This window comes from Telluria sp. AIW5 (genome assembly GCF_056680575.1).
Map to the genome: position 1 here is coordinate 4500651 of NZ_CM155289.1, position 13275 is coordinate 4513925.

Below are 13275 nucleotides of genomic sequence, written 5' to 3' on the forward strand. Positions count from 1 at the left end.
TGCCTGCTTTCGACACTCTGCCTGCCTCTGACCGATGACGGCCCTCTCCCTGCATCCCGACCCGGCCTGGCGCGGCCGCCTGCTGGCCTGCGCCATTGCCCTGGCCTTGTTGTGGCCCGCCCTCGTCTACAGCGAATTCAAGCCCTGGGTCCTGTTCGACCTGCAAAGCCTGGCGGCGGCCGGCGCCTTCCTGGGCGACTTCCTGCACCCGGCCCATTCGCTCGACTTCCTGGCGATGGTGCTGCGCGAAACCTGGATCACGGTGGCGATTGCGACCAGCGGCCTCGCGCTGGCCCTGCTGGGCGCGATTCCCGCCACGCTGCTGGTGAGCGAGCGGCTGTCGATCTCGCGCCTCGGCACGGGCCGCGTGCGCTGGCCGGCGGCGCTGCTGCGCCAGGTCCTGCGCTGGGTGCTGGTGCTGCTGCGCAGCGTGCCGGAACTCGTCTGGGCGCTGCTGTTCGTGCGCGTGGTCGGCCTCGGGCCCACCGCCGGCGTGCTGGCGATCGCGCTCACCTATTCTGGCATGCTGGCCAAGGTGTACGCCGAGATCCTCGAATCGAGCGACGCCCACGCCACCGACGCCCTGCTCGCGAACGGCAGCGCGCGCCTGCCGGCCCTGCTGTACGGCGCCCTGCCCGATGCAGCGGCCGAACTGGTGTCGTACACGATCTACCGCTGGGAGTGCGCGATCCGCGGCTCGGCGGTCATGGGCTTCGTCGGCGCCGGCGGTTTGGGGCAGCGGATGGATGAATCGACCAAGATGATGGCCGGCGGCGAAGTGGCGACCATGCTGTTCATGTTCGTGCTGCTGGTGGCCGCGGCCGACCTGGTCTCGACCCTGCTGCGCCGGAGGCTCGGATGAACCGGCCGGTTTTACCGCCTGCGCCGGCGCGCTCCTGGAGCACGCCTGTCCTGCTGGTGCTGTTGCTGGCACTGGTCGTGGCCAGCTTCGCCACGCTGCACCTGGACCTGGCCGCCTTCTTCACGCCGGAAGCCGTCGACACCACGCGCGAATTTTTAAGCGGCTTCGCGCCGCCGGAAACGGCCACGCCGTTTTTGATGAAAACCCTGAACGCGTCGCTCGAGACGCTGTCGATGTCGGCGCTCGGCACCCTGCTGGCGGTCATGGCCGGACTGGTACTGGCGCTGCCGGCGGCCGGACGCTGGGGCGCATCGCCACGCGCGGCCGTGCGCATCGTGCTCAACGTCCTGCGCTCGATCCCGGAACTGGTCTGGGCCGCGCTGCTGCTGGTGGCCGCCGGCCTGGGCCCGTTCGCAGGCACGCTGGCGCTGGCCGCGCACACCTCGGGCGTACTCGGCCGACTGTTCGCCGACGCGCTGGAAAACGCCGAGCCGCAACCGGAAGCGGCGCTGCGCAGCAACGGCGCGCCCGCGCTGGCCGCCTTTTTCTACGCCACCCTGCCGCAGACCCTGCCGCAGATGCTCTCCTACACGCTGTACCGCTGGGAGAACAATATCCGCGCCGCGGCCGTGCTGGGCGTGGTCGGCGCCGGCGGCCTCGGGCAGATGCTGAAATACCACCTGTCGCTGTTCCAGATGCAAAGCGCCGCGACCGTGGTGCTGGCGATGCTGCTGCTGGTTGCCCTGGTCGATGCGATCAGCTTTGCGCTGCGGCGCGTCCTCACTCGCTAACCTCGAAAAGCCCATGCTCGAACTGGCCAGCCTGACCAAGACCTATGGAGGACGCACGGTCCTGTCGAATTTGTCGCATGTATTCGAAGCGGGCCGTTTCGTCGCCATCATGGGCGAATCGGGCGTGGGCAAGTCGACGCTTTTAAACCTGATCGCGGGGCTCGACGCGCCCGACAGCGGCGAGGTGATCGTCGACGGCCAGGCCATGTCCGCGCTCGACGACGATGCCGCCACGCGCTTGCGCCGCACGCGCATGGGTTTCATTTTCCAGGCCTTCCACGTGCTGCCGCACCTGACGCTGCAGCAGAACGTGGCGCTGCCGCTGCTCCTCAACAGGGAAAGTACGGCGCGCGCCGACGCGATGCTGGCGGCGGTCGGGCTGGCGGGACGCGGGCAGGATTTCCCGCGCCAGCTCTCGGGCGGCGAACTGCAGCGCGTGGCGATTGCGCGCGCCCTCGTGCACAAGCCGGCCCTCCTGCTGGCGGACGAACCCACCGGGAACCTCGACCCGGAAACGGCGGGCGGCATCCTGCGCCTGCTGCGCGACGAAGTCCGCGCCAATGGCGCCGGCGCCATCATGGTCACCCACTCGCATGCCGCGGCCGAGATGGCCGACGAGATCCTGCTGCTGACCCGTGACGGCCTCAAGCCAGCGTGACATTTAGCGTAAATTCCGAGCGGAAATAAGCACGTTAGACACTGTTCGCAGCGAATAGTGCGGCGCCCGCCGTGAAGGCGTAGTAATATCACAACGACCCGCACGCATAAGTTATCAAAATACCGGGCGTATCCAGAACGGTCCTGTCCCCTCAACCAAAGCAAGCATTTTGGAGGAGTACATGAACGTACGCCAAAAAAAACAGGAAATGCTGGCCGCGATGCACCGCGCCCGCGCCCTCGAGCCGTCGACTTTCGTGCCGAACAAGCTGCTCGACACCTTGATCGAAAAACTGCACCTCAAGAATGATGCGGAACTATGCCGCGTGCTCGAAGTGCAGCCGCCGATCATCAGCAAAATCCGCCACCGCAAACTGAACGTGGGTGCGACCATCCTGCTGCGCATGCACGAGAAATCGAATATCCCGATCCGCGAACTCAAGGAGCTGACCTCGGCCGCGCTGCATTAGCGCAGCGCGCACGATGCGCGAACCGCCCTACTGGCTGGGCGGACGTCCCGTCTTCAGCTGCGGCAGGCTGTCGAGTACCTGGCGCAGCGTCGCCACGTCCAGGCGCCCCACCAGCGCCACGCCGATGCGCAGCAACTCGCTCTTCTTGATCTCGAAGCCCGCCTTCAGGCAAGCCTGTTTCACGGTCGCCAGCACCGCGTATTCGCCGTCGGGCATCGTGAAGCTGTCGCGTACCAGCACGGGACGTCCGGCTGCCGCTGCCGGGGCCGCCTGGGCGGCGCGCACACGGCCGGCCGCCGGGGTTTCCTTTGCAGCCTTGACGAGGGCCTTGGCCGCATTCTTGACGCTCAGTGCCGGCCCCTTCACGGCAACGGCTTTGGCCGCCGGCCTGACGGCGGCCTTGGCTGCGGGTTTGGCTGCGGCTTTAACGGCGGCTTTCGGCGCCGGCCTGGCCGTCTTCGCAGGCGCTTTCGGCACCGCCTTCGGCACGGTGTTCGCCGCCGGCTTCACCGCCTTGACGGCAACGGTCTTCGTCGCCGCACGCACGCCGGTTTTGGCGGCGGCCTTTGCAGGGGCCGCCTTCGCAGGCACGGATTTGGTGGTTTTGTTCGCGGCGCCGCTGGCGCGCTTCGGCGCAGCTTTTGAGGGTGCCGGGACTGCTTTTGCCCGCGTCGATGCGGCCGCTCCCGTTGCGGGAGCCGGTTTTTTGGTCATTGGGTAATCCACTGCTTAACAAGGTAAACAATATAGTCGATCGGGCGCATTCCCGATAGGGGCGTCCTGTTGCCAGCGCTGGCGCAGCGCGTGAACTGGCTGGAGAAAGCGGCAGGTTGGCGCCGCCTGATGACGCCGAGAGGCGAGTGCGGTGGCGGCTCAGGCTTCCGGCACGACCGCGCGCGGCGCCAGGCGAATCTCGTTGCGCCCCGCCGTCTTCGCTTCGCGCATGGCGGCGCCGGCGCGGCCGAACAGCGTGACGTTGCTGTCGTCGGGACGGATCGTGGTGACGCCGAAGCTGGCCGTCATCGAGATCATGGCGCGCTCGGTTTTTACCGGCGTGGACTCGATCGCCGCGCGCAGGCGCTCGGCCACCAGGATCGCTTCGTCGGCGCCGGTGCGCGGCAGCAGCAGCGCGAATTCGCCGCCCACCAGGCGCCCCAGCAGGTCGCTGTCGCGCAGTTGGCCCTTGCACAGGTCGGCCACGTGGCGCAGCACCACGTCGCCCACCGGGTGACCGTAGCCGTCGTTGACGCGCTTGAAGCTGTCGAGGTCGAGCACCACCAGCGCGGTCGGCGAACCGGGGCGGCGCGCCAGCGCCATCCAGGGCGCGAGCGCATTGAAGAAGCCGCGCCGGTTGGGCGCCTCGGTCACGAGGTCGAGCGTTTCCAGGCGCGCGACATCGCTTTGCAGGCGCTCGCGCGCGAGCAGCAGGCAGCCGACGCCGTTCACCAGCATCAGCAAATAAAACGCCATGGTCGAGAGCTGGCGCAGCAAGTCGTGCGAAAGCCAGCGCCAGCCGTCGGGCGTGACCAGCACCAGGATGCCGCGTGCGGCGACGAGCAGCGCCAGCACCGCCGTGGCCACCGCCAGCGCGCGCTGCAGCATCGAGGCTTCGCCCCAGCCGCGCGCCAGGGCCGCCGCACCGAGCAGGTAACAGGCGCCCAGGATGAGCGCTGCGGCCAGCGTGCGCAGGCCGATCGGGTCGATCGCGTAGGAAGCCAGGAAGATCAATACCGCGCCGATGGCCAGCGGCAGCATGACGCGGTGCAGGCTGCGCCGGTGCGCAGTCTCCCACAGGGACGCCGATTCCAGCGCGACACCGGCGATCAGCAGCGCCCAGCCGACCGGCAGCGCGAGCGGCTCCGGCACCACGCGCGCTCCGCCCAGCGCGAGCAGGATCCAGCTGGCCGCCTGCACCTGTTTCGACAAGCCCCACCTGGCCAGCGCCGGCGCCCGCACCGCACCGTAGTCGAAGAAGAACAGCAGGCTGCACAGCGCCAGGTTGCCCAGCGCGAGCACCAGCACCATGGTGGTGGAATCGAGGCTCAGCATCGCGCCGCTCAGCATTCGTGCTCCACGTTCTCGGTGCCGTCGCCGACCCTGCTGGCCCAGGCGCGCACCAGGTAGCCGCGTTCGGCGTCGCTTGGCGGCTCGTTCCAGAACACGATCAGCGTTCCCTTGTGGTCGTGCAGCTGGGTCAGTTTGTCGACGAACTGCGGGTTGCCGGCACTGTCGGCCAGCGCCATCGCATAGCCATAAACACGGTTGAGCCGCTCGATGCGGTCGGCTTCGAGGTCGCTGTTGGTGGCGGTGATCGATGGGTGATCGAGGAACATGGGAACTCCCGGTGTCGGCAGCGGCCAGCTTAGCAGAGTTTCATGCCTGCGAACAAGACGCAACAAGGGGCCGCACTACCAGACGAAATACGACGCTCTTCTCTTCTATACTGGCGTCATGCCGCCCCGCTCCGAACCGACCGATCCGCCACCGCCCTCCCTGCCGCGCGTGCATACCCGCGGCAACCGGCGCACGCTCGAATTCCAGCCCGGGGACATCCAGAGCGAAATGCTGATGTCGAAGCCGGATGCCCTGGTGCTCGAGTATGCGCGCGCGATGATGTGCTTCGCCCTGTTCGCGCCGCGCCCGCGCCACATCCTGATGGTGGGCCTGGGCGGCGGCTCGCTCGCGAAATTTTGCTACCGCCATTTTCCGCACGCGCACATCACGGTACTCGAGATCAGCGCCGACGTGATCGCCCTGCGCGACGCCTTCCAGGTGCCGCCGGACGACGCCCGCCTGCGTATCGTCCACGCCGATGCCGCCGACTACATCCGCGCGGCGCCGGCCAGCTGCGATGTGATCCTGGTCGACGGCTTCGACGCCGCCGGCATGCCCGCCGCGCTCGGCAGCGCGGCCTTCTACCGCGACTGCCGGCGCGCACTGCGCGATGGCGGCGTGCTGGCGGCGAACATCCTCAGCTACGATCCCAGCCACGACGCGCTGGTCGAGCGGATCGAGCGCGCCTTCGACGGGCGCGTCTGCGACTTTCCCGGCATCGCCGGGAATAACCACTTGCTGTTCGCCTTGCGGGCCGGGGCGGGCGGCGCTGCCCGCCCCTTCGAGCGCCACCGTGGCCTGCGCTTTGCCTTCCTGAACAAGCTGCTGGCACGGGCGCTTGTCGCCTGGCTCGCCTGGCGTCCTGTCTGATCGCCGCGACAGGGCCGGGATCCTGCCCGGCAAGCTCAGGATTTGTTTGCACAAACCCGAAGGAAATGACACACTTGGGCGCTTTTGTGCTTTCAGGCAAATAATACTTTGGGAACAGACATGTTGCGTCGCCTGCCGTTTTCGCTGACCCGCGCGGCGGCCCTCACGCTGGGGGCGGGTCTCGCCGCCTCGAGCGCCCTGTTCGTGGGCGTGAGCCATCTCGAATACGATAACCTCGCCTTGTCGTTCAAACAGCGCGCCGACCAGCGCGTGGCAACGGTGCGCCAGGGCCTGCACGACGCGGTCGAAGTGGTGACGGTGGCCAACCAGCTGTTTTCCCTCGGCGCCCCGGTGACGCGCGCCCAGTTCCACGATTTCACCGCGCCCCTGCTGCTGCGCCACCCCTTCATCAAGGCCTTCAACTACCACCGCATCGTGAAGGACGGCGAGCGCGCCGCGGTCGAGGCAGAACTGCAGCGCGTGATTCCCGGCACGGTCATCAGCGAAGAACGCGGCAGCGCGCGCCTGCCGGCCGCACGGCGCCCGGCCTACAGCATCGTCGACTACCTGGTGCCGATGGGAGGCAACGAAGCCGCCTTCGGCTTCGACGCCGCAACCCGGCCCCAAATCAACGCGGCCCTGGCGCGCGCCCACGCCGAGCGGCGCGCCGCCGCGACCCCGCTGTTCCCGCTGGTCCAGGACGCGAGTCCGCAGCCGAGCTTCCAGATCATCCTGCCGGTCTACGACGCCAGGGGCCAGCTGGTCGGCGACACCGCCGTCGTGGTGCGCGCCGAGGAACTGGTGAGCATGGCGCTGGCCGGCGCGGGCCTGCTCGACGACAGCCAGATCGTGATGTCGGTGTATGCCGGCGCCCGCCCCGACGCGGCGGACCGGGTGTTCACCACCAGCTTCGATGGCGCGCGGCCGCGGCGCGAGCTGCTGGGCAGCTGGATCGCTCCCGAACACGCGACCAGCGTCGCCCGCACCCTCGACGTTGCGGGCCGCCCCTGGCTGGTCGAAGTCGGCACCCGGCCGCGCCCCTTCGCGGCCGACCACCTGGCGTCGCTCGCGATACTGGCCGGCGGCATCCTGCTCAGCCTCATGACGGCGGCATGGGTGCAGGCCTCGGGCGAGCGCGCCCGGCGCGTCCAGCAACTGGTGCGCAAGCGCACCGCCGACCTCAAGCGCACCAACCGGCGCCTGGTCGACGACATGGTCGCGCGCGAACGCACCGAAAAGGCCTTGCAGCAAAGCGAGCAGCGCTTCCGCCAGCTGGTGTCGATGTCCTCGGACTGGTACTGGGAACAGGACAGCCAGTTCCGCTTCACGATGGTCACCGGGGGCTTCAGCGAAAAGTCCGGCGTCCTGGTCGAGCACCTGCTGGGCAAGACGCGCTGGGAATACATCCCGGCGCTGGGCGACACCGACTATGGGCGCAGGCACATCGCGCAAGTGCAGGCCTACCAGCCCTTCGCCGACCTCGAATACCAGGTGCTGGACGATATCGGCCAGACGCGCTGGTTCCTGGTCAACGGCCAGCCCGTGTTCGACGAGCGCGGCCAGTTTGCCGGCTACCGCGGCACCGGCAGCGACATCACCGAACGCAAACTGACCGAGCAGCGCGTGCACCACGTGGCCCAGCACGATGCCCTGACGGGCCTGCCGAACCGCTCGCTGCTGCAGGACCGCCTCGGCCAGGCCGTAGCCTATGCGACGCGCAGCAGCAATCCGGTATGGGTCATGCTGATCGACCTCGACCGGTTTAAATTCGTCAACGACAGCATGGGCCACAAGGCCGGCGACGTGCTCCTGATGACGGTCGCGGCGCGCCTGCGCTCGTCCCTGCGCGACGCCGATACCGTGGCGCGCCTGTCGGGCGACGAATTCGTCGTCATCGTGTCCGAAAGCGGCGAGCAGCAGCTCACGCCCGATGTCGTGCAGCGCGTGATGGATGCGGTCGCCCAGCCGGTGATGCTCGGCACCAAGGAATTCTTCGTTACCTGCAGCATCGGCGTGGCCGTCTACCCGAGCGAAAGCACGAGCGCCGACACCCTGATCGAGCATGCCGACATCGCCATGTACCGCGCGAAAAAGCTGGGTCGCAACAACTTCCAGTTCTACACGCCGGCCATGAACGAAGAGTCGCTGGAACGGGTGCGCATCGAAAGCGCACTGCGGAACGCGGTCGAGCGCGACGAGTTCGTGCTCTACTACCAGCCCCAGCTCGACATGAAGACGGGCAAGATCGTCGGCATGGAAGCGCTGATCCGCTGGCAACACCCGGAACTGGGCATGGTCCCCCCAAGCCGTTTCATCGGCATCGCCGAGGAAACCGGGATGATCGTGGAGATCGGCGCCTGGGTGCTGCGCAGCGCCTGCGCCCAGAACAAGGCCTGGCAGGACGCCGGCTACGACAAGCTGCGCGTGGCCGTGAACCTGTCGGCGCGCCAGTTCGGCGCGGCCGACCTGATCGAGAACCTGGCCGCGGTCCTGGCCGATACGGGGCTGGAACCCAAATACCTCGAGATCGAGCTCACCGAAAGCCTGTTCATGAGCGACATCACCCCGGCCGTCGAGCTGCTGCACCGGATCAAGGCGCTCGGCGTGAACCTGTCGATCGACGACTTCGGCACCGGCTATTCAAGCCTGTCCTACCTGTCGCGCTTCCCGATCGACGTGCTCAAGATCGACCGCTCCTTTGTGGCCGACATCACGCGCGACGCCAACGACGAGGCGATCGTCACCTCGATCATCGCGCTGGCGCACAACCTCAAACTGGCCGTGATCGCCGAAGGCGTGGAAACCGGCGAACAGCTCGACTACCTGCGCCGCCACGGCTGCGACGAGATGCAGGGCTATTACTTCAGCCGGCCATTGGCGGCGCCGCAGTTCGAGCAGCTGTTGATCGAGGGCCGCGGCCTGGCGCCGGAGGAAATCATCGCTCCCGAGGCGGTCGCCTTGCCTGCTTGAAGGATTATTCCTACAAAAACGTGACAATTTGCATATCGGTGCTTTACAATAGCCGTGTCGATATTGCAACGTTCGGGAAGATGATGAAGATGGAAGAAGTACAAGCGCGCCATGCGGCGAATGCGCGCGTGGTGAGGACCGACCTGCGCACACGCGACCTGGTGAACCAGGCGGTGGCATCGGTGCCGACGCTGGGCCTGCAACGCGCAGCGGAATTCCTTGCGGCGATGAACGTGCCGGCCGAGGTTGCGGTGCGCACGCTGGTGTATCCGGGCCGCCGCCGGCGCTGAACGGCGCGCTTCGGTAAAGCCCCTCCCCTGCGCTCGCAGGGGATTCCCCGATTTACTTCTTCGGTTCCTGCGCCTGGATGTCGGCCAGCGACTCCAGGCCGCGCGCCGTGACCTCGAAGCCACCTTCCTCGCGCGGCGCGATGTGCGATTTGCGAATCAAGAACTGCGCGACATCGCCCGGTACCGCCGCCGCCGGATCTTGGGCCAGGCTCGTCAATGCTTCGACGCATGCGCGCAGGAACAGCACCTGCTGCCCCTTTTCCGTCATCTCGACCTTGCCGTCGCGCCCATAGGCGATCATCTTCAGGCCGGCCAGGCGCTTGGCATTCCGCCCGACGCAGGCGTTGACCCGGTCGCTGCGGGCGCCGCCCCGGATGAATTCGAGGGCGTTGTATTCGTCAGTGGTCAGTTTTTCGTTCTTCATTACGGCTCATATCGTGTGCTGGGCCGTCATGGTAACCGCCGTGGCGCCTGGCGGCAACCGGCGAAGGTCTGCAGGCGCTTCGGGATCAGCGCAGCGTGCGCAAAGCGATCCACAGCAGGCCTGCGCCGATGATGGCACCGACGGCCAGTACGCCCTGGAAACGGCGCGATGCGAAGCCGGTGCTCCGGCCCAGGTAAATCTTGTTATGCAGCGAATTGCCCATCTAAGTCTCCGTCGATTCGATCTAAAAACCATGAGCTGATATTATAAAAAAAATCACACATTGGGAACGTTCGGCACCCAACATAATTGTAACTTTATGTGTAATTCAGCAAGATCGCCACACTGTCGTACTGCGCGCCGGTGGCGTCAGGCGACTGTTAGGATGGACCCAACATTGATCAGGGAGGAAGCATCATGAAGCAATCAGGACAACCGCAGGATCCGGCAGTCAAGGGCGGCGCCCTCATGCATGAAGGCGACATCGGCAGCGGCGAAAAAACGCCGGCGGAAAAGGAAACCGAAGAGATGATCAAGGAAATTCCGCCGCTCAAGGGCACCAACGGCAGCGACCAGCCGAAGCAGTAAAAAGCCGCCGCGAAAAACAAAGCGCCACCTTCGGGTGGCGCTTTTGCTTGTCGCTCGACTGTCCCCGCTGTTTCAGAGCGCGCGGATGGGCGGCTCAGGCATGACAGGTTCCTCGACGGGAGCATGCGCCGGATCGGGCACGTCGTCGGGTACCGGAATGGCGGGTGGGGTCTGATCGGGTTCGGGCGTCGAATGGGCATGCAGCGCGCCCCGGCCGCCGTCCAGCGGATCGTTCGTATCCATCAGCGTCCTCGCTTCGAAAAGGTCGTGCTCCGGGTTGTACTCGAAGACGGCGCGGCCGGGAGGACCGCGCCGCCGTGGTGGTCAAAGGTGGATAGCCTCAGCCGTCCTGCCCAGGTCAGTGGTTCTGCTTCTGCTTGGCACCGCCGCCGGCGCCTTCGTTGGTGCTGGCCTTCTCGCGCGACATGTGGTCATGGCTGCTCTTGTGGTCCTTGCCGGCGCGCTGTTTCGCCAGGTCCTCTTCCGACATGTGCTCGGACTGCTTGCTCTGGTTATCGTTCGCTTTCGATTCGTTCATGGAAAATCTCCCGTGGTGGTTGAAAACATTGACGTTTTGCGCAGACTAGCATGGAAGAACGGAGGAGGTTTTCAATCGTGCGCAAGGCTAAAACATGCGTATAGTGCAAGTTTTCCGTCCACATCCGCCCGATGAAAATTCGCCTCCTGCTCCTGGCCACCCTGTTCTCCACTCTTGCACCGGCCCTCGTGTCGGCTACCCCGATGAAACTTGCCGACTACATGGCCCTGTCCGGCCCCGCCCCCACCTCGCGCGTCGCCTACGGTCCCGCTCCCTCCCAGTACGCGGAGCTGTTCGTTCCAAAAGGCGCCGGCCCGTACCCGGTCGCGGTGCTGGTCCACGGCGGCTGCTGGACCAAGGAATTCGGCGGCATCGACCAGCTGCGCAACATGGCCGGCGCGCTCGTCGGGCGCGGCATCGCGGTGTGGAATGTCGAATACCGCCGCGTCGATGAGCCCGGCGGCGGCTATCCCGGCATGTATCAGGACATGCATGCCGCCCTCGATGCGCTGGCGGCCCAGGCCGGGTCGCAGCACCTCGACCTGGAGCGGGTGGTAGCGGTCGGTCATTCGGCCGGCGGGCAGCTGGTGCAGTGGATCGCCGGGCGCGCCCGCATCCCTGCCGGCAGTCCCCTGCATCGCACGCAGATGCTGCCGGTGCGCGCCGTCGTCAGCCTGGGCGGCCTGGCCGACCTGCGCCGGGAACGCGCATTGATCAAGTCGAGCTGCGGGCGCGACACACCGGAACTGGCGGGGCTGCCGAGCGCGACGCGGCCCGACGTCTACGTGGACACCAATGCGGCCGAGCTGGTGCCCAACGGCAGCCACACGATCCTCGTGACGGGCGAACTGGACACGATCTCGCCGCCGCGGGTGGCGCACGATTACGCGGCGCGGGCACGCGCGGCCGGCGACAATGCCGAAGTGGTGATCCTGCCGGGCGCCAGCCATTACGACGAAGTCGCGGCCAGCTCGCCCTCCTGGCCACTGGTGGCGGCCGCCATCGAACGCGCGCTGGCGCATACCCTGGACAAGGCGACGGACAAGGATGCGGTCAGGGCCGCCGCTTTGCCAGCGGCGCGTTGACGACGATGTCGCCCGTCGGCACGGCGACGCAGGGCAGCAGGTAGTTGTCGCGCTTTTCCTCGATCGACAGGCCGGGCCAGTCGACGAGATAGCGCACGCTGCCGGATGCGAGGCGGCACAGGCAGGTGCGGCAGGTGCCGTTGCGGCAGGAATTGGGCAGGTCGATGCCGGCCGCTTCCAGCGTGTGCAGCACGGTCGCGCCGGATGCCGGTACGCTGCAGCCAAGCGGGAGCAGCGTGATGGTGTGGACGGTGGCGTCGATGGTCATGGCCGCCATTGTAGCGCCGCCCGGGCCCCGAAAGCCTGAGTTCGTTCCCGCACAGACCGCTGAGCGGTGCGCCTCTACGCTGGGGTTTCCCTTAGCAAGTATTGCAGGTGCCATATGAAAAAAATCGTCGCTCCCCTCTTCCTCGCCGTCCTCGCCGGCGCCCTGCCCTTCGCCGCCAATGCCGGCCAGTCTGCCCCGCAGGCGGCACAGCAACCAGCCGCTGCCCAGCAGCCGGGCCAAACCGCCGCCAGCGACACGGCTACCGCCGAGCGCGCCGAATTCGAGCGCATGCTGCGCGCCCAGGTCCTGCTCGACCGCCTGCACTTTTCGCCGGGCGAGATCGACGGCGCCTTTGGTTCGAACATGCGCCAGGCCTTGAGCGCCTTCCAGAAATCCCGCAACCTGGAAGCGACGGGCAAGCTCGACGACGCCACCATGAATGCGTTGAACCAGGACACGACGCCGACGCTCACCAACTACGTGCTCACGAACGAAGACGTGGCCGGCCCGTTCCAGCCGATTCCCGAGGACATGATGGAAAAGGCCAAGCTGCCCAAGCTCGGCTACGCGACCCCGGCCGAGGGACTCGGCGAGAAATTCCACGCCAGCCCGGAGCTGATCACGCGCCTGAATCCCGGCAAGAACCTGACCCGTGCCGGCGAACAGATCGTCGTGCCGAGCGTGCACGGCGGCGCGGCCCTGCCGGCGGCGTCGAAAGTCGTCGTCAGCGACAGCCGCAAGGTACTGATGCTGTTCGACGCATCGGATCGCCTGATCGCGCAATACCCGGCCTCGACCGGCAGCGAACACGACCCACTGCCGATCGGCAACTGGAAAATCGACGGCGTGCATCCGAACCCGACCTATCACTACAACCCGAAACTGTTCTGGGATGCCGAGCCGGGCGACAAGAAAGCGACGATTGCCGCCGGCCCGAACAACCCGGTCGGCGTGACCTGGATCGACTTGTCCAAGCCGCATTACGGCATCCACGGCACGCCGGTGCCGAAATTCATCGGCAAGACCGAATCGCACGGCTGCATCCGCCTGACCAACTGGAGCGCGGCCGAAGTGTCAGCCGTGGTCGCGGCGGGTACGCAAGTCGTATTGCAGGAGTAATTACCTGGA

At 66.8% G+C, this 13275-nt stretch carries 18 protein-coding genes; 10 read left to right on the plus strand and 8 right to left on the minus strand.

Annotated features, from left to right (window positions below):
• Nucleotides 1-34: 34 nt before the first annotated feature.
• The 4 genes from AC1MEM_RS19870 to AC1MEM_RS19885 all read left to right on the plus strand — a co-directional run bounded on the left by AC1MEM_RS19870 (nucleotide 35) and on the right by AC1MEM_RS19885 (nucleotide 2780).
• Nucleotides 35-862 carry a PhnE/PtxC family ABC transporter permease gene (locus AC1MEM_RS19870; protein ID WP_499473435.1) on the plus strand — a complete coding sequence of 276 codons (828 nt, stop codon included), beginning with the start codon at nucleotides 35-37 and terminating at the stop codon, nucleotides 860-862.
• Nucleotides 859-1653 (plus strand): phosphonate ABC transporter, permease protein PhnE, encoded by a 795-nt coding sequence (gene phnE, locus AC1MEM_RS19875; RefSeq protein WP_499473437.1) that lies wholly within the window; start codon nucleotides 859-861, stop codon nucleotides 1651-1653. Before AC1MEM_RS19870 ends, phnE begins: the two co-directional genes overlap by 4 nt.
• A 13-nt stretch (nucleotides 1654-1666) precedes the next feature.
• Complete coding sequence (locus AC1MEM_RS19880) at nucleotides 1667-2311, plus strand: ABC transporter ATP-binding protein (protein WP_499473439.1); 645 nt, start codon at nucleotides 1667-1669, stop codon at nucleotides 2309-2311.
• A gap of 181 nt (nucleotides 2312-2492) precedes the next feature.
• Nucleotides 2493-2780 (plus strand): hypothetical protein, encoded by a 288-nt coding sequence (locus tag AC1MEM_RS19885; RefSeq protein WP_499473441.1) that lies wholly within the window; start codon nucleotides 2493-2495, stop codon nucleotides 2778-2780.
• 27 nt (nucleotides 2781-2807) lie between these two features.
• Here AC1MEM_RS19885 and AC1MEM_RS19890 read toward each other — a convergent pair whose 3' ends face one another.
• The 3 genes from AC1MEM_RS19890 to AC1MEM_RS19900 form a co-directional block, all read right to left on the minus strand.
• Nucleotides 2808-3494 (minus strand): hypothetical protein, encoded by a 687-nt coding sequence (locus AC1MEM_RS19890; RefSeq protein WP_499473443.1) that lies wholly within the window; start codon nucleotides 3492-3494, stop codon nucleotides 2808-2810.
• A 159-nt stretch (nucleotides 3495-3653) separates the two neighbouring features.
• A complete protein-coding gene (locus AC1MEM_RS19895) occupies nucleotides 3654-4844 on the minus strand; it encodes a GGDEF domain-containing protein (protein ID WP_499473445.1) in 1191 nt (396 codons plus the stop codon).
• Complete coding sequence (locus AC1MEM_RS19900) at nucleotides 4838-5113, minus strand: hypothetical protein (RefSeq protein ID WP_499473447.1); 276 nt, start codon at nucleotides 5111-5113, stop codon at nucleotides 4838-4840. The genes AC1MEM_RS19895 and AC1MEM_RS19900 overlap by 7 nt, the downstream gene beginning before the upstream one ends.
• A 118-nt stretch (nucleotides 5114-5231) precedes the next feature.
• Here AC1MEM_RS19900 and AC1MEM_RS19905 point away from each other — a divergent pair, with 118 nt between their 5' ends.
• The 3 genes from AC1MEM_RS19905 (at nucleotide 5232) to AC1MEM_RS19915 (ending at nucleotide 9244) form a co-directional block, all read left to right on the plus strand.
• Nucleotides 5232-5984: a fused MFS/spermidine synthase gene (locus AC1MEM_RS19905; RefSeq protein ID WP_499473449.1), complete on the plus strand. Its 753-nt coding sequence runs from the start codon at nucleotides 5232-5234 to the stop codon at nucleotides 5982-5984.
• Nucleotides 5985-6104: 120 nt separating this feature from the next.
• Nucleotides 6105-8954, plus strand: a complete 2850-nt coding sequence (locus tag AC1MEM_RS19910) for a bifunctional diguanylate cyclase/phosphodiesterase (RefSeq protein WP_499473451.1) — start codon at nucleotides 6105-6107, stop codon at nucleotides 8952-8954.
• An 89-nt stretch (nucleotides 8955-9043) separates the two neighbouring features.
• Nucleotides 9044-9244 (plus strand): hypothetical protein, encoded by a 201-nt coding sequence (locus AC1MEM_RS19915; RefSeq protein WP_499473453.1) that lies wholly within the window; start codon nucleotides 9044-9046, stop codon nucleotides 9242-9244.
• A 52-nt stretch (nucleotides 9245-9296) separates the two neighbouring features.
• Here AC1MEM_RS19915 and AC1MEM_RS19920 read toward each other — a convergent pair whose 3' ends face one another.
• The gene (locus tag AC1MEM_RS19920) at nucleotides 9297-9668 is read right to left on the minus strand and encodes a hypothetical protein (protein WP_499473455.1); all 372 of its coding nucleotides are present in this window, start codon (nucleotides 9666-9668) and stop codon (nucleotides 9297-9299) included.
• An 85-nt stretch (nucleotides 9669-9753) separates the two neighbouring features.
• Nucleotides 9754-9891 carry a hypothetical protein gene (locus AC1MEM_RS19925; RefSeq protein ID WP_499473457.1) on the minus strand — a complete coding sequence of 46 codons (138 nt, stop codon included), beginning with the start codon at nucleotides 9889-9891 and terminating at the stop codon, nucleotides 9754-9756.
• Between the two features lie 194 nt (nucleotides 9892-10085).
• Here AC1MEM_RS19925 and AC1MEM_RS19930 point away from each other — a divergent pair, with 194 nt between their 5' ends.
• Nucleotides 10086-10256: a hypothetical protein gene (locus AC1MEM_RS19930; RefSeq protein WP_499473459.1), complete on the plus strand. Its 171-nt coding sequence runs from the start codon at nucleotides 10086-10088 to the stop codon at nucleotides 10254-10256.
• A 72-nt stretch (nucleotides 10257-10328) separates the two neighbouring features.
• Here the strand turns inward: AC1MEM_RS19930 and AC1MEM_RS19935 are convergent, their stop codons facing one another.
• Nucleotides 10329-10499: a hypothetical protein gene (locus AC1MEM_RS19935; protein WP_499473461.1), complete on the minus strand. Its 171-nt coding sequence runs from the start codon at nucleotides 10497-10499 to the stop codon at nucleotides 10329-10331.
• Between the two features lie 115 nt (nucleotides 10500-10614).
• Entirely contained in the window at nucleotides 10615-10794 is a 180-nt protein-coding gene (locus AC1MEM_RS19940) for a hypothetical protein (RefSeq protein ID WP_499473463.1), read from the minus strand.
• A 131-nt stretch (nucleotides 10795-10925) separates the two neighbouring features.
• On the opposite strand from AC1MEM_RS19940, the gene AC1MEM_RS19945 reads away from it, so the two are divergent.
• Nucleotides 10926-11879, plus strand: a complete 954-nt coding sequence (locus tag AC1MEM_RS19945) for an alpha/beta hydrolase (protein ID WP_499473465.1) — start codon at nucleotides 10926-10928, stop codon at nucleotides 11877-11879.
• Here the strand turns inward: AC1MEM_RS19945 and AC1MEM_RS19950 are convergent.
• Entirely contained in the window at nucleotides 11848-12147 is a 300-nt protein-coding gene (locus AC1MEM_RS19950; RefSeq protein ID WP_499477703.1) for a 2Fe-2S iron-sulfur cluster-binding protein, read from the minus strand. The genes AC1MEM_RS19945 and AC1MEM_RS19950 overlap by 32 nt on opposite strands.
• 114 nt (nucleotides 12148-12261) lie before the next feature.
• On the opposite strand from AC1MEM_RS19950, the gene AC1MEM_RS19955 reads away from it, so the two are divergent.
• Entirely contained in the window at nucleotides 12262-13266 is a 1005-nt protein-coding gene (locus AC1MEM_RS19955; RefSeq protein WP_499473466.1) for a L,D-transpeptidase family protein, read from the plus strand.
• The last annotated feature ends 9 nt before the right edge of the window (nucleotides 13267-13275 follow it).

Bases quoted from the DNA above. Each gene is read 5' to 3' on its own strand.
- AC1MEM_RS19870 (WP_499473435.1), top strand. From the start codon at position 35: ATGACGGCCCTCTCCCTGCATCCCGACCCGGCCTGGCGCGGCCGCCTG.
- phnE (WP_499473437.1), top strand. From the start codon at position 859: ATGAACCGGCCGGTTTTACCGCCTGCGCCGGCGCGCTCCTGGAGCACG.
- AC1MEM_RS19880 (WP_499473439.1), top strand. From the start codon at position 1,667: ATGCTCGAACTGGCCAGCCTGACCAAGACCTATGGAGGACGCACGGTC.
- AC1MEM_RS19885 (WP_499473441.1), top strand. From the start codon at position 2,493: ATGAACGTACGCCAAAAAAAACAGGAAATGCTGGCCGCGATGCACCGC.
- AC1MEM_RS19890 (WP_499473443.1), bottom strand. From the start codon at position 3,494: ATGACCAAAAAACCGGCTCCCGCAACGGGAGCGGCCGCATCGACGCGG.
- AC1MEM_RS19895 (WP_499473445.1), bottom strand. From the start codon at position 4,844: ATGCTGAGCGGCGCGATGCTGAGCCTCGATTCCACCACCATGGTGCTG.
- AC1MEM_RS19900 (WP_499473447.1), bottom strand. From the start codon at position 5,113: ATGTTCCTCGATCACCCATCGATCACCGCCACCAACAGCGACCTCGAA.
- AC1MEM_RS19905 (WP_499473449.1), top strand. From the start codon at position 5,232: ATGCCGCCCCGCTCCGAACCGACCGATCCGCCACCGCCCTCCCTGCCG.
- AC1MEM_RS19910 (WP_499473451.1), top strand. From the start codon at position 6,105: ATGTTGCGTCGCCTGCCGTTTTCGCTGACCCGCGCGGCGGCCCTCACG.
- AC1MEM_RS19915 (WP_499473453.1), top strand. From the start codon at position 9,044: ATGGAAGAAGTACAAGCGCGCCATGCGGCGAATGCGCGCGTGGTGAGG.
- AC1MEM_RS19920 (WP_499473455.1), bottom strand. From the start codon at position 9,668: ATGAAGAACGAAAAACTGACCACTGACGAATACAACGCCCTCGAATTC.
- AC1MEM_RS19925 (WP_499473457.1), bottom strand. From the start codon at position 9,891: ATGGGCAATTCGCTGCATAACAAGATTTACCTGGGCCGGAGCACCGGC.
- AC1MEM_RS19930 (WP_499473459.1), top strand. From the start codon at position 10,086: ATGAAGCAATCAGGACAACCGCAGGATCCGGCAGTCAAGGGCGGCGCC.
- AC1MEM_RS19935 (WP_499473461.1), bottom strand. From the start codon at position 10,499: ATGGATACGAACGATCCGCTGGACGGCGGCCGGGGCGCGCTGCATGCC.
- AC1MEM_RS19940 (WP_499473463.1), bottom strand. From the start codon at position 10,794: ATGAACGAATCGAAAGCGAACGATAACCAGAGCAAGCAGTCCGAGCAC.
- AC1MEM_RS19945 (WP_499473465.1), top strand. From the start codon at position 10,926: ATGAAAATTCGCCTCCTGCTCCTGGCCACCCTGTTCTCCACTCTTGCA.
- AC1MEM_RS19950 (WP_499477703.1), bottom strand. From the start codon at position 12,147: ATGACCATCGACGCCACCGTCCACACCATCACGCTGCTCCCGCTTGGC.
- AC1MEM_RS19955 (WP_499473466.1), top strand. From the start codon at position 12,262: ATGAAAAAAATCGTCGCTCCCCTCTTCCTCGCCGTCCTCGCCGGCGCC.